This is a genomic window from Chitinophagaceae bacterium, assembly GCA_016699815.1.
GTDB lineage: Bacteria > Bacteroidota > Bacteroidia > Chitinophagales > Chitinophagaceae > Ferruginibacter.
Map to the genome: position 1 here is coordinate 13,857 of CP065012.1, position 21,911 is coordinate 35,767.

Here is a 21,911-nt window from a genome sequence, read left to right on the forward strand (position 1 = left end):
TGCGTTCTTATGTTCTTAGCGTTTTAAATCTCTCAACGCAGAGAAAGAAGAGCGCAGAGATGGTTTTTCACTCTGCGTTTCCTTTGCGTTCTTATGTTCTTAGCGTTTTAAATCTCTCAACGCAGAGAAAGAAGAGCGCAGAGATGGTTTTTCACTCTGCGAATCCTTGGCGTTCTCATGTTCTTTGCGTTTTAAAACTCTCACTTTTGAAATTGAACAAAAAAAATGGAAAGGAGTAGGTTAAATGAAATTGGGAAAGTTGTTCTTGATGCTGCAATTACAGTGCACCGGGAACTTGGACCAGGTTTGTTGGAATCAGCTTATCAGTTTGCTTTAAAAAGAGAATTGGAATTAAGAGGTTTGTACGTAAGACCAAAAGTACCGGTGGAGTTAATTTATAAAGAAGTTTCGCTTGGAAAGGCATACGAAATTGATTTACTAGTAGAAGAGGAGATTGTTATTGAAAACAAATCAGTTGAAGCTTTATTGCCAATTCATACATTCCAGGTTATTACCTATCTGAAATTGTATAAAAAGAAACTTGGTTATCTTATTAATTTTAATGTACCCTTGTTGAAAGATGGTTTCAAAAGAATAGTCAATGATTTTTAAAGAGTTCTATAAAGATTCTTAGCGTTTTAAATCTCTCAGCGCAGAGAAAGAAGAGCGCAGAGTTTACGCAGAGAAAGGTTTTCACTCTGCGAATCCTTGGCGTTCTCATGTTCTTTGCGTTTTAAAACTCTCACTTTTGAAATTGAACAAAAAAAATGGAAAGGAGTAGGTTAAATGAAATTGGGAAAGTTGTTCTTGATGCTGCAATTACAGTGCACCGGGAACTTGGACCAGGTTTGTTGGAATCAGCTTATCAGTTTGCTTTAAAAAGAGAATTGGAATTAAGAGGTTTGTACGTAAGACCAAAAGTACCGGTGGAGTTAATTTATAAAGAAGTTTCGCTTGGAAAGGCATACGAAATTGATTTACTAGTAGAAGAGGAGATTGTTATTGAAAACAAATCAGTTGAAGCTTTATTGCCAATTCATACATTCCAGGTTATTACCTATCTGAAATTGTATAAAAAGAAACTTGGTTATCTTATTAATTTTAATGTACCCTTGTTGAAAGATGGTTTCAAAAGAATAGTCAATGATTTTTAAAGAGTTCTATAAAGATTCTTAGCGTTTTAAATCTCTCAGCGCAGAGAAAGAAGAGCGCAGAGTTTACGCAGAGATGGTTTTTCCCTCTGCGTTTCCTTTGCGTACTCATGTTCTTTGCGTTTTAAAACTTTTAGCGCAGAGAAAAAAGAGTGCAGAGATGGTTTTTCACTCTGCGAATCCTTAGCGTACTCATGTTCTTAAGGTTTGAAAATTCTCAACGCAGAGAACGAAGAGCGCAGAGATTACGCAGAGAAGGGTTTTCCTCTGCGATTCCTTGGCGTTCTCATGTTCTTTGCGTTTTAAAACTTTTAGCGCAGAGAAAGAAGAGCGCAGAGTTTACGCAGAGATGGCATTTCCTCTACTGTACGTCATTTGCCACAAAGCACAAATCAACAATTTTCGCATTGGAAAATACTATTCAGAAAAAAAGAACAAACCCTCTAAACATCAAAAAAAAATGAATTTTGCAATTATAGGATGTGGCCGTATAGCACAGCGTCATGCAGAGCATATAAACAATGTGGGCAGGCTGATAGCGGCTTGTGATATAGTGCCCGAAAAAGCCAATGAACTTGCCCAAAAATATAGCACAACAGCTTATTCATCTGCTGATGAAATGCTTGCCGCAAATAAAGATATTGATGTGGTGGCCATTTGTTCACCCAACGGCCTCCATGCACCACACAGTATTATGGCCTTAAAAGCCGGCCATCATGTGCTTTGCGAAAAACCTATGGCCTTAAATGTGCAGGATTGCAATAACATGATTATTGCCGCCGAACAGGCCAACAGGCGTTTATTTATTGTAAAACAAAACCGGTTTAACCCGCCGGTAGCAGCCGTAAAACAATTAATAGATGAGGGTAGGCTGGGCAAAATTTATAGTGCACAACTTAATTGCTTTTGGAATCGCAATAATGAGTACTACCAAAACTCCTGGAAAGGCACTAAGGAACTGGATGGTGGCACCCTCTTTACCCAGTTTAGCCATTTTGTAGATTTACTCTTTTGGATGATTGGAGATGTAAAAGAAGTAAGCGCTTTTGTGGCCAACTATCATCATAACGGCATTATAGAGTTTGAAGATACCGGCGTAGTAAATTTAAAATTTTATAACGGCGCTATGGGCAGCATTAATTACACTGTAAACAGTTACGATAAAAATATGGAAGGCTCTCTAACCATTTTTGGCGAAAAAGGTACGGTAAAAATTGGCGGCCAGTATTTAAACGAACTGGAGTTTCAAAGTATTGAAAACTACGAAATTAAAAACCTAACGGCCGGCAACCCACCCAATAACTACGGCAAATATTTTGGCAGCATGAGCAACCACGATAAAGTGTATAAAAACGTAGTGGAAGTCCTTACCGGCAACGGAACCATTGCTACCAATGGCTTTGAAGGCCTTAAAACCGTGGAAATAATTGATAAAATTTATACCGCAGCAGGCAAATAAGCAGTGCTGTTGAAAAGATATATATAAATTATTTTTTTTTACTTAAGATTTGTTTAATTTAATAAAATGATTTTATCTTTTTAGATAAATTAATGAATCCTGCATTTTTTTAATCTAAGTACTTCATGTAGAGTAGGACAAATTGAACTTCGAAAAGAAAATTATTCAAATGCTATGTATTTAATTAGCCTTATTGTTAATAATAAGGAAATAATTTCAAAAAAGGGTTTAATAACTGAATAATAATTCACAAAAATATAAGGAGTTGAATATTTTGTTAAAATTTTATCCGCTAACCCATTTTTAGTAAAAAACTTTTTTGAAAAGAGAGTGGTACCCTTTAATGGACGGGCTAAGGTTTGTAGCCGTGTTTCTTGTGCTCATAGAGCACTTTGCTCAAATAATTGGAACAAAAATACATGCCAGCTTTTTTGGTGTAGATTTATTTTTTGTAATTAGTGGTTTTTTAATTACTGAAAGTCTGTTTGTTGCACAGCAGGGAAGCCTGAAACAAAAGCTAATTGTATTTTATAAGAAAAGGTTTTTATGAATATTTCCCATTTACTACCTGCTGCTTATCCTTGCACTGTTCTATTATCCGCCTTTTAAAGAAATTGCTGCCTGGGCCTTTACCTATACCATTAATTATTACCAATATGCAACCGTGCAAACAGTACCTGCTGCATTTAGCCATCTTTGGAGCCTTAGTGTTGAAGAGCAATTTTATATTTTTTGGCCTATTTTCATCTTACTAATTCCCAGGAAATTTACGGGCTACTTTATAGTACTGGTATTTCTTATTTCTTTATGCTGATTTTTGTATCGTTATGATTTTCTCGGCCTTCCCGGCAGAATGTATTCTCTGGCAATGGGAGGTTTTATTGCCTACGTCAAGTACATAAATAGCAAAAGGTTTGAGGAGTGGGTTAAACTTAAATTACTCTTTGCATTTTTTGTGTCAGGCATATTTATATATAAATATATTAGTAATTCAGTAGCTCTTTCTCTGTTATCATTTATTTTAGTATATGCATGTGTAATAAATAAATTTCCGGCAATTGTGAGAAAATTTCTTCAAAATAAAACCATATCCTACCTCGGCAAAAATTTCTTATGGCATTTATTTATATCATTTGCCTTTATCTGTCTTGTTCACGTATTATATCTTCGATCTAATTTGGCTTAATATAGATTTTTTAAAGCTTGGGTTTCAGGATTTGAAGTACAATAGTTGGATAATTAAATTACCCTTATACTCTGTTTTAACTTTTATTGTTGCGCATTTTTCTTACAAGTATTTAGAAATACCGTTTTTGAAGCTAAAGAAAAATTTGTAACCCTTTTTTATGTGTCAAAGATATTAGTGCAGCACCAACCAAAGGATTTAGACTTTGCTAATACTTTTCGTAAATATTTTTTAACTTCAAAACAGGCTAAGAAAAAACGCAAATAGAGCAAAGAGTTTGTTTCCTTACCACGTTTAGCCTTCATACAAAACAAAGGCGTATCCACTGGAAGCGCCTAAACCCTAAACCATCTAAACCAGCTAAACTCTCATGAACGAAGCCATCATTAAAACAAAAAATATTGGCACAGGTAATACTTTTGAACCGGGTGTAATAATTGGCGAAGAAGTGCATATTGGAGATAATAATGTATTTAGGAGTGGTACGGTTATAGACCGTAAAGTATGCATTGGCAATAATAACTTGTTTTCAAACTATGTAATTATCGGCTGCCAGGGCGAAATGGGATTAAAAGGCGATATTATACCTGCCGGAGGCTGCATAGAAATTGGCAATGATAATATTATCAGGGAGTTTGTAGTAATTAGCTTTCCGGCAAAAACTTTAAAGACAAAAGTGGGCAATAATTGCTATTTTATGGCCCGCTCCCATATTCCACACGATTGCAAAATTGGGAATAAAGTAACCATGGCGCCAAATTCTGTCTTAGGAGGTGCGGTACATATTGAAGATTTTGTTTTTGTGGGCCTGGGCGCCACCACCCATCATGGGTTATCACTCGGTGAGGGTTCTATGATAGGAATGAATGCTGCAAATGTAAAGTGTGTGCCGCCTTTTGTAACAGTAATAGGTGTTCCATCAAAAATACTTTGTGTAAATATTATAGGCGCAACCCGCAGAAATATTCCTGCAGAAATTATTAACGAAGCTGATGCAAACCTTACCAGCGTTTTAAATTTGAGCTATACCAACCCACAAAACCAAATGATTACAAAAATTCAGGATTTTTTACAGAAATTCGAATGTGTGAATGAGTTTGCATAATAAAGTTTTGAGTTAGGTATTGAGCATTTATAGGCAGGAGTTTTGTTATTTACATGTTGAGCAGGTTTGCTGTATATTATGTCATTACTGCATTACCACATTATCATATAATACATTATCAATTATACATTTTAGCTTAATTACCCATGCAAAAAATACCTTTTGTTGACCTTTATGCCCAGTACAAAAGCATACAAAACGAAATGGATGCAGCCATTAAAACCAGTATTCAAAACACATCATTCATCGGCGGAAATCCGGTACGGGAATTTGAAACTGCTTTTGCCGGTTTTATTGGTCTAAAGCATGTAATAGGTTGTGGCAATGGCACCGATTCCATAGAAATTTTATTGCAGGCTTATGGAATAGGTAAAGGCCATGAAGTAATTGTGCCTGCTGCATCCTGGATATCTACTTCGGAAGCAGTAAGTGCAAGAGGCGCTACTCCCGTTTTTGTAGATGTGGAAGAAGATTATTTCAACATCAACCCGGCATTAATTGAAGCAGCTATTACTGCCAATACAAAAGCCATTATTCCGGTACACTTATACGGGCATCCGGCGGACATGCCGGCTATTATGGCTATTGCCAAAAAGTATAATTTAATAGTAATTGAAGACTGTGCACAATCACATGCATCGGCAATCCATGAAAAACTTGCTGGTACATTTGGCCATGCCGCAAGTTTTAGTTTTTATCCCGGCAAAAATCTTGGCGCTTACGGCGATGCAGGTTGCATGGCTACCAGCGATGATGCCATTGCCGAAAAAGTGCGCATGATTGCCAACCATGGCCAAAAAGGTAAGCACAATCATATTATGGAAGGCCGCAACAGCAGGCTCGATGGTTTACAGGCTGCCATACTTTCTGCAAAATTGCCTTATTTGCATCAATGGACCAATGCAAGAATAGCGCTTGCGGCCCAATACAATACGTCCATTACCAATGCAGGGCTTGGTTTGCCCAAAACAAAACAAAAATATAAACATGTTTTTCATTTGTACGTAATCCGCAGTAATAAAAGAGATGCATTAAAAGATGAGTTGAATGCACTGGGTATTGAAACGGCCATACATTATCCCTGTGCTTTGCCTTTTTTAAGCTGCTATGCCGATAGAAATTTTGCGGCAGGTAGTTTTCCTGTTGCTGAGGCCTGGGCAAAAAAAGTTTTATCTATTCCCATGTATGCCGAGCTCACAACAACACAAATTGAGTATATTGCCAGCGCACTCAATAATTTGCCAGCCTGAAAACCATTGTAATTTTATCTACAGAGCCCTGGGGCAAAATGATGCTGAGCAAAATGCACTATGCTGCAGAGCTTGCGGCCAAGGGCCATACTGTATATTTTGTAAATCCACCAAGGCAGTCCTCTAATAAAGAGAACGTGTATATTAATGACAGTATTGCCATTCCGCATATTACCATCATCAATACGCAGCCGGTAAAGCAAGGGCTTTTGCTAAGGCATAAATTTCCCGGGCTGTACCGGCAGCTTACAAAATCGTATGTAAAAAAAATAAAAAAAATAACCGGCAACTCTATTGATGAGCTCTGGTGTTTTAATCCCAATATGTTTACAGCGCCAAAACAATTTGAGGCAAAAAAAACACTGTTGATGCTCTACGATTTTTATAAAGGCAAGCATATAGAAGCAGCTTGCAAAAATTCCGATGCACTTATATCCATTACGCATGTTGCTTACGACTTTTATAAAAGGGCCGGCAAACCCTCTTTGTTACTGCCTCATGGCCTTGCCGGTAGTTTTGCGGTAATTGCCGAAGAAAAGCTAAAAAAAAATAATTTTATTGTACAGCATGGCAAAAAAATTAAAATAGGATATACCGGCAACCTGCTGCGTCACGGGATGAACACCTTGCTGGCTAAAAAATTAATAGAAAAAAATCCACAAGTGGAATTTCATTTTTGGGGGCCGGATTCCTTAAAAGAAAATAATGTGAGTGGCCTTTCGGAAGCATCGCAGCAGCATTTGGATTTTTTACAATTTTTAAAAAAATCGGTCAGCGTTGTATTACATGGCGTAAAAGCAGTAAACGAGCTTGCAGAGGAAATGCAGGCAATGGATGCATTCATTTTTTTGTACTCTGCTAAAACTGATATCAATGCTGCTTCCAATTCACACAAAATTTTGGAGTATTTAAGCACGGGCAAGGCCATCATCAGTACTTTTGTTTCGCAATATCAATATAATACTTTACTGGTAATGAGTAAAGACGAGGCTTCATTTTTAGCTACTTTTGAAAAAGTAATATCCTCCTTGCCGGAATACAATGCCCCGGAGTTCCAAAAAAAGCGTATTGCTTTTGCATTGGAAAATACTTATCACACCCAAATAGAGCGCATTAACAGGTTTATAAAAACTATATGAAGATACTTTTTATTAGCTCGCTCAACCTCGCCACCAATCCCCGTTTTGTAAAAGAAATAAAGCTGGCCCTTGCTAATGGGTTTTCGGCCGATGTAATATGTTTTGAATTTAACAACTGGAGCAATGCATTTAACCAACAAATAAAAAAAGATATTGGCCATGCAAATATTTATTCCATTCCTGCAGGCCGCAAACCATTTTTGCCCTGGGCAGTAAGCGTATTTTGGGAAAAATGCTACCGCCTTGCAGGTTTCCTGTTTCCTATGCCATTGAGCCTGCAATCAAAAGGCGTTTCCCGACGCAGTGGTTTGCTGGTAAAGCAAATTAAAAAATTAAAGCAGCAACAATACAATTGGGTAATTGGCCATAACCCCGGCGCTTTATACCCTGTTTATTTTGGCGCAAAAAATTTTAATGCACAAGCAGCCTTCGATGTGGAAGATTACCATCCCGGCGAAGGCAATAACCCAGGGGAACAAAGGCTCACCAAACTACTCATGAATGAGCTATTGCCCAAAATGGATTATGTGAGTTTTGCTTCTCCTTTAATGAAGAAAAAACACATTGAAGACTGTGGCAAAGAAGGTAAAAACTGGACGGTGGTACTCAACTTTTTTGCGGCTGATGATTTTAAAAAATTGCCAACAGGTACAAATAATAACGATTTATTAAAACTGGTTTGGTTTTCTCAAAATATAAATTACAAGCGTGGGCTGGAGCAGGTAATACCGGCATTGGATGCCTATAAAGATAAAATTGAATTGACACTTATTGGCAACATGAAAGAAGAGTTTTATAAAGAATATGTTGCGCCCAGGCCGCATATAAAAATTATTCCCCCACAGGAGCAAAAAGCGCTGCACCATTTAATGGGCAATTTCGATATTGGCCTTGCCATAGAGCCCGGAAAAGATAAAAATAATTTTATAGCCCTTGCCAATAAATTAATCACTTATTTTCAATCGGGTTTATATATTTTGGCCTCGGATACCCCGGCGCATATAGATTTTCTTAACACCTTTCCGCAACATGGCATGGCAGTGAATTTGGAAAAAGAAAATGTACCCTCGGCTTTAAATAAACTTCTACTTTCGGCAAAGGAAATACAGGAAAATAAAAATACCAGGATGGCCGCATCTGCTGCCTATAGCTGGGAAAAAGAATCGGAAAAACTGTTGCAACTATGGAAGAATACAAGCGCATAAAAAAAATTATTATTATTTCGCCGCATTTTCCGCCATCAAATCTTACTGCGGTACACCGGGCACGCTTTTTTGCCCAGCATTTGCCTTCCTTTGGCTGGGAGCCTACTATAGTAACGGTGCATGAAGATTACTATGAAGAAGCGCTGGATAATAACCTGGCCAAACTTGTACCAAACTGGCTGAGGGTAGAAAAAGTAAAAGGTATAAAGGTTACTAAACCAAGGCTTATTGGCGATATTGGCCTTAGATCTTTTTTGAGTTTGTACCGCAGGGCAAAAAAAATAATAAAAGAAGAAAATATAGATTTTGTGTACATCACCATACCTTCTTTTTACGGCGCTTTGTGGGGCAGGTGGTTGCACGAAAGTACAGGTGTGGCCTATGGTATAGATTATATTGATCCCTGGGTGCATGAATTTCCGGGAAGCAATAAAATATTTTCAAGGCATTGGTGGGCCACAAAAGTTTCGGGTTTTTTAGAACCTATTGCAGTAAAAAAAGCAGCTTTAATAACCGGGGTTGCCGAAAGCTATTTTGAAGGTGTACAACAACGGAATGCCAGGTTAAAAGAAAAAGCAATTTTTTGTGCCATTCCTTTTGGCAGCGAAAAAAGGGATCATAAGAAGGTTAAAGAATTTGATTTGCAGCCTTACCTTTTTAAACCCAATGCTGCAAAGTTGCAAATGGTTTATGCGGGGGCTATGCTGCCCAAAGCCTATTCACTTCTGGAAAAAATTTTTATTTCCTTTCAAAATAATCCCGAAGTTTTTGAAAATGTAGAAATCCATTTTATTGGCACGGGCAAAAACCCAACCGATCCCAATGGTTTTACCATAAAACCTTATGCTGAAAAATACAGCCTATGGAAAAAAAATATTTTTGAATACCCGGTACGCATCCCATACCTGGATGTGCTGGTGCATTTAAATGCTGCAAATGCTGTATTTATTTTGGGCAGCACCGAGCCACACTATACACCTTCAAAAGTTTACCAGGCAGTTCTTTCCGGCAAACCCATTTTGGCGGTGCTGCATACCATGAGCACGGCTGTGGAAGTGCTCACCAATTCTGGCGCAGGATATGTAGTGGATTTTGCCAGCAAGGATGAATGTGAATTAAAAATGCAATATTTCGAAAAAGAATACATGCAGTTTTTGGAGTTTTACCAGCAGTACAATCCTGCAAACATTAATATGCTTGCCTTTGAAAAATACTCGGCTTACAATATTACCGAAACGCTGGTTCAGGCATTGAATAAAATAACGGAAAGTTGAAGAAAATATTTGTTTTATATCGCTATTGTAATGTATTGGGTTTTGCTTCGCTGCTCAGTTTTTTAGGGCAACGGTTGGCAAAACGCAATACTTTAATATCAATTTCAGTAAAAAATTTACCACACAAAATAATCATCCGCAACCAGCCGGCTGATTTTGCTGTATTTACACAGGTTTTTGTCAATAAAGAATACGATGTTGCGCTTGCGCATCCTGTAAATAGCATTATTGATTGCGGCGCTAATATTGGGCTGGCAGCTTTATACTTTACTACAAAATATCCGCAAGCTTCTATTAAATGTATTGAACCCGAAAAAGAAAATTTTGAATTGCTCCTGCAAAATACCCAACACTATAAAAATATTTCCTGCCTAAATGCAGGCGTTTGGCATAAAAAAGTTTTGCTGCAGGTTATTGACAAAGGCTATGGCAGCCTCGGTTTTCAGGTGAAAGAAACCAGGGAAAAAGAAAATTCCCTGCCGGCAAAAGATATGAGTTCTATAATGCAGGACTGGGGAAAAACAAATATTGATATTGTAAAACTGGATATAGAAGGCAGCGAAGAACAGGTAATTTTAGAGGATAAGAGCAACTGGCCGCAAAAAGCAAAAACTATTTTTGTGGAAATACACGATAACCTAAAACCCGGGCTTACCGAAAAAATAGTTGCCAAACTGCAAGCAGATTTTAATTTTCACAAAAATGGGGAATATATGGTGTTTACCAAAAAAATTAATGCATGATTGGTTTTGTAGTGCCCATAAAACCAAGGCGCTTTTCTACCAATTGGGAAAAAGATAACCGTCTGCTGGAACGTACGCTGGGCGCTATACTTAACCAAACCGACCCCAATTTTAAAATATTTATTCTTTATACCGATAAGCCGAAAATAAATATTCATCATTCTTCCATTAATTATATACTTTTTGATTTTCCTTTTTTAGAAACTAAGGAAATACTAGACTTTGAATCTAAGGTAAAACGCTGGATGCCCGACCCGGTTTATGTAAGCAAAATGTTTGACAAAGGAAGAAAAATTATGCTGGGCTGTAAATATGCCAAAGAAGCAGGCTGCAATTTTATAATGTCTATTGATAGCGACGACCTCATCAGTAATAAACTTGCAGCTTTTGTAAATAAGCAGGCAACCGATAGTGTGGGTTGGGTATTAAAAAACGGGTACATGCATTTGGAATCATTAAATGTACTTATTAAAAAAACAGATATTTTTAAAGTAAACGGCAGTACTAATATTATCAACGCAAAATATGTTCCCAATCCCAATTTTAACAGCAGGTATTATTACGATTTTAATTTTTTTGAAGGCCATGGTTATCTGCCTTTAAGAATGCAGGAAATGTACCATAAAAAGCAGGATGAGTTGCCCTTTATTGGCGTAGTATATACCATCCATAGCGATAATGCATCGCATATAAATAAAATACTAAGTTTAAAAAATATTAAAACCCTGGCAAAAATTATCCTGCATGGCAAGCTGATGAATAAACGCATTGCAAAAGAATTTAACCTCGTAAAACTGTAATGCTAAAAAAGCTGGCCATTGTAACAACGCATCCCATCCAGTATAATGCACCGCTATTTGCCTTGCTGGCAAGCCGCAATAAAATTACTATTAAGGTTTTTTACACATGGGGCAGCCAGGTTATGGAGCAAAAATTCGATCCCGGCTTTGGCAAAAAAATAAGTTGGGATATCCCTATGCTCGAAGGCTATGATTATTGTTTTGTTGAAAACACGTCAGCCAATCCGGGTTCACATCACCGTAAGGGTATACAAAACCCAGGCCTCATCCCTGAAATTGAAAAATGGCAACCCAATGCGGTATTGGTTTACGGCTGGAATTTCAGCAGTCATATTAAGGCGCTTCGGTATTTTCATAAAAAAATTCCAGTATTGTTTCGTGGTGATTCTACAATGCTTGACCTGCAAAACCCAGTGAAAGCAATGCTTAAAAAAATTTACCTTACCAATCTTTTTAAGCATATAGATATAGCCCTGTATGCAGGTAGTGAGAACAAAAAATATTATCAAAATTTTGGATTGCCCGATAACCATTTGGCATTTATGCCACATGCGGTTGATAACCAATTTTTTTACAGTAATAAGAAACCTGCCATTGATTTCAGAGAAAAATTAGACATTCCAAATGAGGATACGGTTTTTTTATTTGCCGGAAAATTTATTGAAAAGAAAAATCCTGTTGCGCTGGTAATGCTATTTGCCGCATTAAAATTATCCAATACACACCTGGTAATGGCCGGCAATGGGCCATTGGAAGATCAACTAAAATTAGCAGCAGTAGGCAATAACCATATCCATTTTGTTCCCTTTCAAAATCAATCGGCAATGCCATCGCTGTATGCCATGTGTGATTGCTTTATATTGCCTTCAAAAGGGCCGGGAGAAACCTGGGGGCTTGCGGTAAACGAGGCCATGGCAGCAGGTAAGGCAATATTGGTGAGTAATAAATGTGGTTGCGCTGCCGACCTTTTAGAAAATGGTAAAAACGGGTTTATTTTTAATGCAGAAAACTGTGAAGATCTTGAAAAAAATTTAAAAAGAATTACTGGAAGTAAAAAGTTGATGGCAGAAATGGGCGTGCATTCTTTAGAAAAAATAAAAAATTGGTCGCTGCAAAATGCGGCAATAGCCATTGAAAAAGCAGTAACAGGATTTTAATGAACAGCAATGTTTGATTCTTTAACCAACATAAAATTTAACTGGTATATTTTTGCAGGTATAGCAGTTGTAATTCTCCTGTTAAAGCCAGATATTTCACCCTGGTGTTTTATTGCCCTTCTTATTGGCATACATCAGTTTATGTTGATATTTTATGCATTTAAATACATTATTCCCGTAAGGTATATTGCCGGAGCTTTCTTGTCGCTGCAAATGCTCATTGGCCCTTCATTTGCCTATTTAGGCTTAGATAGCGCACAGTATTTTAAATATCGTATGCAGGTTTCTGAGGTGGAGTATTTTAGTTATGCCATTCCCGCAACCATCTGTTTTATCCTTGGTTTGCACTTTTTTAGTAAGCTCAAGGGAGAGATAGTAAACCAGCAGGCAATAAAAGATTATGTAGCCCAAAATCCTACACTTGCATATCTGTTTATTGTAATAGGTGTTTTTAATTCTATAGCCGCCGATTTTTTTGGACCCGGACTTGGGTTTGTACTTTACCTTATTGGTAGTTTTAAATTTGCCGGCGCTTTTTTATTAATTATTGGCAGCCCCAGGCTAAAGCCTTTGCCTTTAACGCTGGTATTTGGTTCCATTATACTTTCTACTTTACAAAAAGCCATGTTTCACGACCTGGTAACCTGGCTCATTTTTATATTAGCTGTTTTTGCTTTAAGATATAAACCCAAAGATTATGTAAAGCTGGCTTTTGCCATCGGCCTTATTGCTGGCGTTGCTGTAATTCAACAATTAAAAGCCAGCTACCGAACCGCTACCATAGCCCAGGGAAAGGCAGGAGATGTGGAGGCATTTGATGATGCCTTTGACGAAATGCAAACCAGTGGCGGTTTTTTTGAAAAAGCTAACCTGGCAAAACATAATGTTCGCATAAACCAGGGTTTTATTTTAACCAATGTGTTGCGCCATGTACCTTACCGTACGGCATTTGCCCACGGGCAGGAGTTGTATCAAATACTCGAAGCGGCTTTTTTACCCAGGATTTTAGCGCCTAATAAATTAGATGCCGGAGACAAAACACTTGTTTTTAAATATGCAGGCATTAGCCTTCGTAAACACACTTCTATGAGCCTGGGCTCAATGGCTGATGCTTATATTAATTATGGCAGAACGGGTGGCTGTATTTTTATGTTTGCTCTTGGGCTTTTCTTTAACCTAACCCTTATTTGGTTTAATAAAATGGGAAAAAAATTTCCCATTATCATTCTTTTTGTGCCTATGGCATTTTATTTTCCTATAAGGCCCGATACGGCTTTGCAAACTGGCCTTGGGCACCTGGTAAAATGCACATTTTTAATTTGGGTGGTTTTTACCTATTGGGCACATATTTTTGAAACTCGTTTAAAAGTTTTTAGAAAAACGTCTCCATCCGAACTTTCTGTTTAACTCTATTCAACACTTTTTGTTTTTGAAAAATTCAGTTTTATTAAATATTATCCTTCCCTTGGTTCTTGGCATTTCTTTGTTGTATTATTATCAAAGAAAAACCATAAAAGCAGAGGAAATTGGTATTGGAAAGGAAACTACAATTTATACGCCATGGGTAAACGACTATCCAATTCATGTTACTTTCTTCAGGCATATTGATACATTACTTTACGGATGGCAAAAAAGCGGCGGGAAGGACCTTACACTTTGGCTGGGTAATTCACAACTCCATTCCATAAATCAATATTCTCCAGGACAGCAAAATTGCATCCGGTTTCTCTTCGATTCATTAGAAAATAGCAACAAAACGGTTTTGGGTATTAGCTATCCCAATGCCAACCTGCAGGAGTTCCTTTTTACCATTATTTACTTTACAAATAAATGCAATAAGGTAAAACAAATTGTATTGCCCGTTTTTTTTGATGATATGAGGGAAGATAAAATAAGGGATGATATTGGTAATGCGAATGCGGTAAATTTTATAGCGCAGGGTAAAGACAGCAGCTACTTTTCCAATATACTATCCATCTCCAATTTAAAAAATAAAAAGGCCACTGAATCTGCCATTGGCAACGATATGAAGGCGCTTGATGCTACTGCACAGGAAATCTCAGAAAAATTTCTGGATAGTATTGTGCGTACCTACTGGGCTGTGTGGAATAAAAGACCGGATACCAGGGGAACACTTTTTAACGACCTGTATAAATTTCGCAACAGCATGCTGGGAATAAAAGCCAATACCAAGCGCAAAATGATTCCCGGTGTGTATAAAGAAAATTACGAAGCCTTACTGGATATTTTTAAATATTGCCAGGCCAAAAATATTGAGTTGATTGTGTACATTCCACCCATAAGAAACGACGTAGAGCCGCCTTATGATATGAAGGCATATGCAGGATTTAAAAAAGAAGTTGAAAAAGATGTACTGGCCAGCCATGCCATTTTTATGAACCTCGAAAACCTTGTTGCTGCAAAGTATTGGGGAACCAAAGGCTCTACGAGCGGCACCGGCAGCGAAATAGATTTTATGCACTTTCAGGAACCTGGCCATAAACTCATTGCAGATACCATATTCCAACGCTGTAAAAAATGATTTTTAATTCTCTCACCTTTATTATTTTTCTTGCTATTGTGGTTGCCCTTTACTGGAACCTTCCGCAAAAAGTAAGACTTTGGATGATTGCCCTGGGAAGCCTGGTATTTTATGGTTTTTGGAAACCGCAATATACCCTGCTGCTCATTTTTGCTGCGGTTATGGATTACTATATTGCCAATGCCATTCACCACACCCAAAACCCAAAAAAGCGAAAGCAGATACTCATCATAAGCCTGGTACTCAACCTTGGCCTTTTGGTTTATTTTAAGTATTTAATTTTTTTTACCGAAAACCTGCAGGATTTACTCAGCGCTTTTGGCAGCAGCATTGCATTGCCGCATTTAAATATTATTTTACCTATTGGCATCAGCTTTTACACTTTTGAAACCATAAGCTATACCGTAGATGTTTACCGTAAACATATTAAACCCGAGAAAAACTTTATCAGTTACCTCAGCTTTCTCGTTTATTTTCCGCATTTAATTGCTGGGCCGGTTTTAAGAGCTGCAGATATATTGCCGCAATTTGCCAACAGGGTAAAATTTAACTGGGGTTATATTAACGAAGGATTTGTACGTATTGTAACCGGATTATTTTTAAAAGTGGTATTGGCCGATAATATTGCCCCGCTGGTAGATGCAGGCTTTGATATGCCTTCGGCTTCTCTTAGCGCTATTGACGTGTGGACGCTTGCTTACTTATTTGGTTTCCAGATTTATTTTGATTTTTGTGCGTATTCTGCTATTGCTATTGGCGCTGCTCAAATGATGGGCATCCATTTTTTTGAAAACTTTAATTATCCTTATTTAGCCGTTTCACCCAAGGCATTTTGGAAGCGATGGCATATTTCTTTATCTAACTGGATTAAAGATTATCTCTACCTTCCACTCACCGGCACCAAAGTGGTTTACGATCAGCAGCAGGCTATTTCCGAAATACGCAATACCAAAAATGCAAAAGGGTATTTTGCCCTGTTTTTAACCTGGGCCATTATGGGCTTTTGGCATGGCGCTAACTGGACCTTTGTTATTTGGGGATTGTACCATGCTTTCCTGGTAATGATGCACCGGGTGATTGCAAAATTTACCGGTTCGTTTAATATAACTTTTCTCAACATTTCGGGCTGGTGCATCTCTTTACCATTTTTAATGCTTGGCTGGATACCTTTTAGGGTAACCGGCATGGCTATGCTCAAAGATTATTCTTTAAAACTCATACAGCCTGCTCACTATACCTGGCTGGGCATGAAGGAGAATACTTATCTTATCACATTTGTTTTATTGCTTTTTGTGCTGCTGGCCTATTTGTGGAACAGGTACATTTCGCCGGCCCTGGCAAATACCTGGAGTGGGCAGTTGGTTAAAACCTTGTCTATATCTGTAATAGTGGCTTTAGTAATAGTATTCCTCAGGCCAATAAGCCAGTTTATTTATTTCCAGTTTTGAAAAAAATTGTTATTTGCATTCCCTGGTTTTGGCCGGCATATAAAGCCGGTGGCCCCATACAAAGCATTATAAACCTGGTTACTCAGTTTAAGGGCAACTGCAGGTTTTATATTTTTACTAGCAACAGCGATTTAGGCGGAGAAAAATTAACCGGTATTGAAACTAATCAATGGATTGGGTTTAATGCCCACACAAAAATATGGTATGCTTCCCAGCAACCACGGGCTGCTTTAAAAAAAATAGTTAAGGAAATTGCCCCTGACCATTTATTTATTATCGGCCTTTTTTCACCCGCTTTTAATATTTTTCCGTTACTGGGCATTAAAAATGTACAAAAAATATTATCGCCCAGGGGAATGCTGCATCCTGGCGCTTTGCGTCAAAAAGCATTAAAGAAATATATTTTTCTTTCTTTCTTCAAAAAAACAAATGCAATAAAATCAGTTGTTTTTCATGCTACCGATGCCGAAGAAGAAAAAATGATTAAAAATAATTTTGGCAGGCAGGCTAATGTAAAAATTGCATCAAATTTTCCACGGTTGTTTTCGCCGGTAGAAAAAACAAAAGCGAACAACAGGTTAAAACTTATAAGCATTGCACTCATAAGCCCAATGAAAAATCATTTACTGGTTTTGGAGGCTTTACAAAAATGTACTTATACTATTTCCTATGCTATTTACGGGCCCGTAAAGAACGCAGCTTATTGGCAGCAATGCAAAAATAGCATCAGGCAACTGCCAGAAAATGTAGCGGTTCAATACCATGGAATACTTGAAAGTACTGATGTAGCAGCTGCATTGCAAAATGCAGATGTGTTTATACTACCCAGCAAAAGTGAAAATTTTGCTCATGCAATTTGCGAAGCTTTAAGCGCTGGCCTACCGGTAATTACCAGCCATTTTACTCCCTGGAACCAATTGCAGGATGCTAAAGCAGGATTAAATGTTGACCTCACATCACAAGATATTGTAAGCGCAATAGACAGGTTTGCTAAAATGGATACTTTTGAATTTTCCAACTGGAGTTTTGCTGCTGCAGGATATATCCAACATAAAATTAACAGCACTAAAATCAACGAACAATACCATTTGCTGTTTAATATGTAGTTTGCAACTATAAACAAATATGGCTTCTATAATAAAAGATAAAAAATTCACAGGGTTTGTTGTAAAATTTCTGTTGATTTTTGCAGTATTGTATTACGGCACTTTACTCATCATTGGCCTTTCTGCTCCTGAGGATTATTACAGCCCTTTTGTGGCCCAATACCTGGATTATATTACCCAACTTAAGTGGGGATTGATGAAATCAACTAAATTTCTTTTATCATTGTTTGGGATTGAAACTTATTTTGCGCCTAATTTTTCTATAAAGATTGTGGAAGGAAGAGGAGTGAGGATTGCGATGAGCTGCGTAGGTTATGCAGTATATAGTTTTTGGATTGCTTTTGTACTGGCTTCGGCGGGCAAAGTATTATCAAAAATATTTTGGGTATTGGGAGGTTTACTATTATTATGGACTATAAACGTGGTACGAATAGCATTGTTTTTACTTGCTGTGGACCGCAACTGGCCAATGCCGCTTGGCCTCGACCACCATACCTGGTTTAATATTTTTGCCTATGGCGCTATTTTTACCCTGATGTATTTTTTTTACAAAAAAGATACTGCACCCAATTCTTCAGCTTCAACTATTGCCGGTGGATAGAGAAAGGGTTTTTGGGTTGGATATATTTAGGGCATTTGCCATTTTATGTGTGATGGTAGCGCATACCAATTCGTACTACCTGTTGCGTAATACTGCCCGTGTTACTACACAACTATTTGCCTTTATAGGGGTGGAAACTTTTTTTGTACTCAGCGGCTTTTTAATTGGCGGCATTTTATTGAAGTTATTTTCTGGGGATGTAAAAAATTTATCCTTAGCGGTTAAAAATTTTTGGGTGAGAAGATGGTTCCGAACGCTGCCCAATTATTTTTTGATGCTTTTAGTATATATAATACTTGAAGCAATAATGGGCGGCGTTTTAAAACCCTATTATTTACTGTTCACCGTATTTCTGCAAAATACTTTTAGGCCGCACCCCACATTTTTTGGCCCAGCCTGGAGCCTTTCCATAGAAGAATGGTTTTACCTGTTGTTTCCACTGGGTTTGGCATTTGCAATACGCTGGTTAAAATTAAGGGGCGAAAAATTATTTGCGTTTGTTGTATTGCTTTTTATAGGCAGTTGTCTTTTGCTTCGTATCGTAGTAGCCTTTACCGCCAACCCCGAATGGCTCATTGGCTTTCGTACCATAATGCCGCTAAGGCTCGATTCTATTGCCTTTGGCGTTGGCTTTGCGCTGCTAAAATATTACCATCCCGGGTTTTTTAAAAAGTACCGTTTCCTTTTTTTTGCAAGCGGTGTTGCCGGAACATTAATTATGCTTTTTGTTTTTTATTTCGGTTACCTGCAACAATACGGGCTCAAGGGAGGGTTTTTCCTGAAAACATTTTTCTTTAGCTTTTACTCATTATTTGCAGCAATGCTATTGCCTTTATGTGATGCAATTACAACTACCACAAATCGTATTTGGCAAAAAATTATTACACATATCAGCTTAATTTCTTATTCACTTTACCTGGTGCATTGGGTTTTTGTATTGCTGGTAAATAAGTATGGCGCATCTTTTAGCGGCTGGGAACGGATACTGATGGTGTGGGTTGCTAGTTTGGTTACCGCAACGCTGCAATACAAATATTTTGAAAAACCTATGACGGATATGAGGGAGAAATTTAGCTTTGGGAAAAAGAAAATACAAATTGCCTGAGGAATTTTAAAGATTACCATTTACAATTTTTGAAAAAACTGGAGATAAGATTACAATGATTATTTTAGGAATAAATGCTTACCATGCCGATGCTTCTGCAGCAATTTTTGTTGATGGAAAGTTAATTGCAGCTACAGAAGAAGAACGCTTTACCCGTGTAAAACACTGGGCCGGTTTTCCCTCGATGGCAGTTTTATTTTGCCTCAAGGAAGCAGGCATTAACATTGAACAGGTAGATTATTTTGCTATTGGCCGAGACCCTAAAGCTAAATTTTTTAAAAAAATACTTTATGTGCTGGCCAATCCCGGCGGTAGTGCGGCAACTATAAAAGACAGGTTCAGCAACAGCCGCAAAGTGGCCGGAATTGATGAAGAACTTTCTGCTTTATCCGGCATGGCTGCTCACCTGTTTAAAAATAAAATTGTAAATGTTGAACACCACCGCAGCCACCTTGCTTCAGCTTTTTTTGCATCGCCATTTGAAAAGGCAGCCTGCCTTTCTATTGATGGTTCAGGTGATTTTACCACAACCATGACGGCTGTAGGAAAAACAAATTCGATAGAGGTTTTGCAGTCGCTTGATTTTCCTCATTCCCTGGGTATTTTTTATACTGCTTTTACGCAATTGCTGGGTTTTCCGCATTATGGCGACGAATACAAAGTAATGGGAATGGCGCCTTACGGCGAACCTTTATTTGTAGATAAGCTGCATGATGTTGTAACACTTTCAACAGATGGGTTGTTTAAATTAAATCTTCAATATTTTAGAAAAGGCACACAGGGAATTATAACTTACAATGAAAACCATGTGCCAATGGTTGCGCCACTCTTTAGCGAATTGATGATTGAAAAATTTGGCAATCCAAGAAAAAATAAAGAAGAGCTAAATGCTTATCATAAAAATCTTGCGGCTTCTGTTCAGCGCTTTACTGAAGAAGTAATTTTTCATGTTCTCAATCATTTGCATATGCAAACCGGGCTTACCGATGTATGTATTGCCGGAGGCGTAGCGCAAAACAGTGTGGCCAATGGAAAAATTACAAGAAACACTCCGTTTAAAAATGTATACATTCCATCTGCAGGGCACGATGCCGGCATTTCTATGGGCGCTGCTTTATTTGTACAGCACCAGCAAAAAAATATGCAACGCTCTCCAATTTTTTCTGCTTATACCGGGAGCAAATGGACCAATGAAGAAATTATTGCTTTGCTGAAAAAAGAAAATATTTCTTTCCGTCAATTGCCCGATGAAGAGTTGTATGAAGCTGTAGTAAATCGCTTAATTAATGGCGGTGTAGTTGGATGGATGAACGGCAGAGCAGAATTTGGCCCACGGGCATTGGGTGCAAGGTCTATTATTGCCGATCCACGGAGAAAGGATGCAAAAGAAATTTTAAACACTAAAATCAAGCGCAGGGAAAGCTTCCGCCCATTTGCACCATCCATACTAAAAGAATTTGTGCATGAATATTTTGAAATAGATGAACCCGTGCCTTTTATGGAAAAAGTTTTTCCAATTAAAATAGAAAAACAGGAAAACATACCGGCAGTAACGCATGTAGATGGAAGCGGCAGACTACAAACGGTGGATAAAGATATTTCGCCAAGGTACTATCAGTTAATAGACACATTTAGAAAAAAAACCGGTGTGCCTATTTTACTCAACACATCTTTTAACGAAAACGAACCCATAGTAAACAGCCCTGCTGAAGCGCTGGCCTGCTTTTTACGCACCAATATGGATATGCTGGTAATGGAAAACTGCCTGGTAGAAAGATAATTTTTTTTTACATATTTTTTATTTTTGTAAACAGTATACTTAGCGGTATACTGTTTTTTTTTATATTCGCTTAATGAAGAAGCTGTCTATAATTACAGTTACCTATAATTCTGAAAAATACCTGGCAGAATGTATTGAGTCGGTAATTGGGCAAACTTACCCCAATATTGAACATATTATTATTGACGGAAAGTCAAAAGATGCCACAGTAAGTATTATACAAAAGTACAGCAACCATATTGCACGCTGGGTTTCTGAAACAGACAGAGGAATGTATGATGCCATTAATAAAGGGCTTGAGCTGGCATCAGGTGATTTTGTTGGCATACTCAACAGCGACGATATGCTGGATACTCCCGAAGTGATTGCTGCAATTGTAAAGGCTTTTGAAGAAAATAATACCGATGCTGTTTATGGCGACCTGGAATATGTGTACCAGGATGATCCCACTAAAATTTGGCGAATTTGGAAAGGCAAACCTTACAAAAGGAGTTTGTTTAAAGTTGGATGGATGCCGGCGCACCCAACATTTTACCTTAAAAAATCCTGCATTGACCAATATGGTGGATACGAGAACCATTATTTTTCTGCAGCAGATTATGAGTTTATGTCACGCTATCTTTATAAACACGGTTTATCGGCATATTATTTGCCCATGCTCATAGTAAAAATGAGGGTGGGTGGCATGAGCAATAAAAGTTTCCTGCAAAGGGTAAGGGCAAACCGCAGGGATTATCTTGCCATGAAAAAGAACAATATCCCATTTGCCTTTTTTGTATCGGTGTTAAAACCTTTGAGTAAATTACACCAGTTTTATAAAAAAAATACCCAATTATTTCTTTCCTGGTAAGGATATTGAA

At 37.8% G+C, this 21,911-nt stretch carries 20 protein-coding genes; all 20 read left to right on the forward strand.

The annotated features are described in order from the left end of the window. Positions 1-225 precede the first annotated feature (225 nt). Positions 226-612 carry a GxxExxY protein gene (locus tag IPO46_00100; protein ID QQS63058.1) on the forward strand — a complete coding sequence of 129 codons (387 nt, stop codon included), beginning with the start codon at positions 226-228 and terminating at the stop codon, positions 610-612. A 155-nt stretch (positions 613-767) separates the two neighbouring features. Further along, entirely contained in the window at positions 768-1,154 is a 387-nt protein-coding gene (locus IPO46_00105; GenBank protein QQS63059.1) for a GxxExxY protein, read from the forward strand. 457 nt (positions 1,155-1,611) lie between these two features. Beyond that, positions 1,612-2,610, forward strand: coding sequence for a Gfo/Idh/MocA family oxidoreductase (locus IPO46_00110; GenBank protein ID QQS63060.1), 999 nt, complete (start codon positions 1,612-1,614; stop codon positions 2,608-2,610). A gap of 319 nt (positions 2,611-2,929) precedes the next feature. Beyond that, complete coding sequence (locus tag IPO46_00115; GenBank protein ID QQS63061.1) at positions 2,930-3,160, forward strand: acyltransferase; 231 nt, start codon at positions 2,930-2,932, stop codon at positions 3,158-3,160. Between the two features lie 1,006 nt (positions 3,161-4,166). After that, entirely contained in the window at positions 4,167-4,901 is a 735-nt protein-coding gene (locus IPO46_00120) for a hypothetical protein (protein QQS63062.1), read from the forward strand. 146 nt (positions 4,902-5,047) lie between these two features. Continuing rightward, on the forward strand, positions 5,048-6,151 hold the full coding sequence (locus IPO46_00125; GenBank protein QQS63063.1) for a DegT/DnrJ/EryC1/StrS family aminotransferase: 1,104 nt from the start codon (positions 5,048-5,050) through the stop codon (positions 6,149-6,151). 38 nt (positions 6,152-6,189) lie between these two features. Beyond that, a complete protein-coding gene (locus tag IPO46_00130) occupies positions 6,190-7,290 on the forward strand; it encodes a hypothetical protein (GenBank protein ID QQS63064.1) in 1,101 nt (366 codons plus the stop codon). After that, a complete protein-coding gene (locus IPO46_00135) occupies positions 7,287-8,495 on the forward strand; it encodes a hypothetical protein (protein QQS63065.1) in 1,209 nt (402 codons plus the stop codon). Before IPO46_00130 ends, IPO46_00135 begins: the two co-directional genes overlap by 4 nt. After that, positions 8,474-9,769 carry a hypothetical protein gene (locus tag IPO46_00140; GenBank protein QQS63066.1) on the forward strand — a complete coding sequence of 432 codons (1,296 nt, stop codon included), beginning with the start codon at positions 8,474-8,476 and terminating at the stop codon, positions 9,767-9,769. The genes IPO46_00135 and IPO46_00140 overlap by 22 nt, the downstream gene beginning before the upstream one ends. Next, positions 9,766-10,512, forward strand: a complete 747-nt coding sequence (locus IPO46_00145; protein ID QQS63067.1) for an FkbM family methyltransferase — start codon at positions 9,766-9,768, stop codon at positions 10,510-10,512. The genes IPO46_00140 and IPO46_00145 overlap by 4 nt, the downstream gene beginning before the upstream one ends. Further along, positions 10,509-11,312, forward strand: a complete 804-nt coding sequence (locus IPO46_00150; protein QQS63068.1) for a hypothetical protein — start codon at positions 10,509-10,511, stop codon at positions 11,310-11,312. Before IPO46_00145 ends, IPO46_00150 begins: the two co-directional genes overlap by 4 nt. Continuing rightward, positions 11,312-12,469 (forward strand): glycosyltransferase family 4 protein, encoded by a 1,158-nt coding sequence (locus IPO46_00155; GenBank protein ID QQS63069.1) that lies wholly within the window; start codon positions 11,312-11,314, stop codon positions 12,467-12,469. Before IPO46_00150 ends, IPO46_00155 begins: the two co-directional genes overlap by 1 nt. Before the next feature lie 9 nt (positions 12,470-12,478). After that, positions 12,479-13,876, forward strand: a complete 1,398-nt coding sequence (locus IPO46_00160) for a hypothetical protein (GenBank protein QQS63070.1) — start codon at positions 12,479-12,481, stop codon at positions 13,874-13,876. Between the two features lie 22 nt (positions 13,877-13,898). Beyond that, a complete protein-coding gene (locus IPO46_00165; GenBank protein QQS63071.1) occupies positions 13,899-15,011 on the forward strand; it encodes a hypothetical protein in 1,113 nt (370 codons plus the stop codon). Continuing rightward, entirely contained in the window at positions 15,008-16,459 is a 1,452-nt protein-coding gene (locus IPO46_00170; protein ID QQS63072.1) for an MBOAT family protein, read from the forward strand. The genes IPO46_00165 and IPO46_00170 overlap by 4 nt, the downstream gene beginning before the upstream one ends. After that, entirely contained in the window at positions 16,456-17,565 is a 1,110-nt protein-coding gene (locus IPO46_00175; GenBank protein QQS63073.1) for a glycosyltransferase, read from the forward strand. Before IPO46_00170 ends, IPO46_00175 begins: the two co-directional genes overlap by 4 nt. 19 nt (positions 17,566-17,584) lie before the next feature. Then, positions 17,585-18,166, forward strand: a complete 582-nt coding sequence (locus tag IPO46_00180; GenBank protein ID QQS63074.1) for a hypothetical protein — start codon at positions 17,585-17,587, stop codon at positions 18,164-18,166. Beyond that, positions 18,159-19,271: an acyltransferase gene (locus IPO46_00185; protein QQS63075.1), complete on the forward strand. Its 1,113-nt coding sequence runs from the start codon at positions 18,159-18,161 to the stop codon at positions 19,269-19,271. The genes IPO46_00180 and IPO46_00185 overlap by 8 nt, the downstream gene beginning before the upstream one ends. A gap of 55 nt (positions 19,272-19,326) precedes the next feature. Beyond that, positions 19,327-21,051 carry a carbamoyltransferase gene (locus tag IPO46_00190; protein QQS63076.1) on the forward strand — a complete coding sequence of 575 codons (1,725 nt, stop codon included), beginning with the start codon at positions 19,327-19,329 and terminating at the stop codon, positions 21,049-21,051. 73 nt (positions 21,052-21,124) lie between these two features. After that, on the forward strand, positions 21,125-21,901 hold the full coding sequence (locus IPO46_00195) for a glycosyltransferase (protein QQS63077.1): 777 nt from the start codon (positions 21,125-21,127) through the stop codon (positions 21,899-21,901). The last annotated feature ends 10 nt before the right edge of the window (positions 21,902-21,911 follow it).

Excerpts from the sequence above, each read along its gene's own strand:
- IPO46_00100 (QQS63058.1), top strand. The coding sequence starts at position 226 with ATGGAAAGGAGTAGGTTAAATGAAATTGGGAAAGTTGTTCTTGATGCT.
- IPO46_00105 (QQS63059.1), top strand. The coding sequence starts at position 768 with ATGGAAAGGAGTAGGTTAAATGAAATTGGGAAAGTTGTTCTTGATGCT.
- IPO46_00110 (QQS63060.1), top strand. The coding sequence starts at position 1,612 with ATGAATTTTGCAATTATAGGATGTGGCCGTATAGCACAGCGTCATGCA.
- IPO46_00120 (QQS63062.1), top strand. The coding sequence starts at position 4,167 with ATGAACGAAGCCATCATTAAAACAAAAAATATTGGCACAGGTAATACT.
- IPO46_00125 (QQS63063.1), top strand. The coding sequence starts at position 5,048 with ATGCAAAAAATACCTTTTGTTGACCTTTATGCCCAGTACAAAAGCATA.
- IPO46_00130 (QQS63064.1), top strand. The coding sequence starts at position 6,190 with ATGATGCTGAGCAAAATGCACTATGCTGCAGAGCTTGCGGCCAAGGGC.
- IPO46_00135 (QQS63065.1), top strand. The coding sequence starts at position 7,287 with ATGAAGATACTTTTTATTAGCTCGCTCAACCTCGCCACCAATCCCCGT.
- IPO46_00140 (QQS63066.1), top strand. The coding sequence starts at position 8,474 with ATGGAAGAATACAAGCGCATAAAAAAAATTATTATTATTTCGCCGCAT.
- IPO46_00150 (QQS63068.1), top strand. The coding sequence starts at position 10,509 with ATGATTGGTTTTGTAGTGCCCATAAAACCAAGGCGCTTTTCTACCAAT.
- IPO46_00155 (QQS63069.1), top strand. The coding sequence starts at position 11,312 with ATGCTAAAAAAGCTGGCCATTGTAACAACGCATCCCATCCAGTATAAT.
- IPO46_00160 (QQS63070.1), top strand. The coding sequence starts at position 12,479 with ATGTTTGATTCTTTAACCAACATAAAATTTAACTGGTATATTTTTGCA.
- IPO46_00170 (QQS63072.1), top strand. The coding sequence starts at position 15,008 with ATGATTTTTAATTCTCTCACCTTTATTATTTTTCTTGCTATTGTGGTT.
- IPO46_00180 (QQS63074.1), top strand. The coding sequence starts at position 17,585 with ATGGCTTCTATAATAAAAGATAAAAAATTCACAGGGTTTGTTGTAAAA.
- IPO46_00190 (QQS63076.1), top strand. The coding sequence starts at position 19,327 with ATGATTATTTTAGGAATAAATGCTTACCATGCCGATGCTTCTGCAGCA.
- IPO46_00195 (QQS63077.1), top strand. The coding sequence starts at position 21,125 with ATGAAGAAGCTGTCTATAATTACAGTTACCTATAATTCTGAAAAATAC.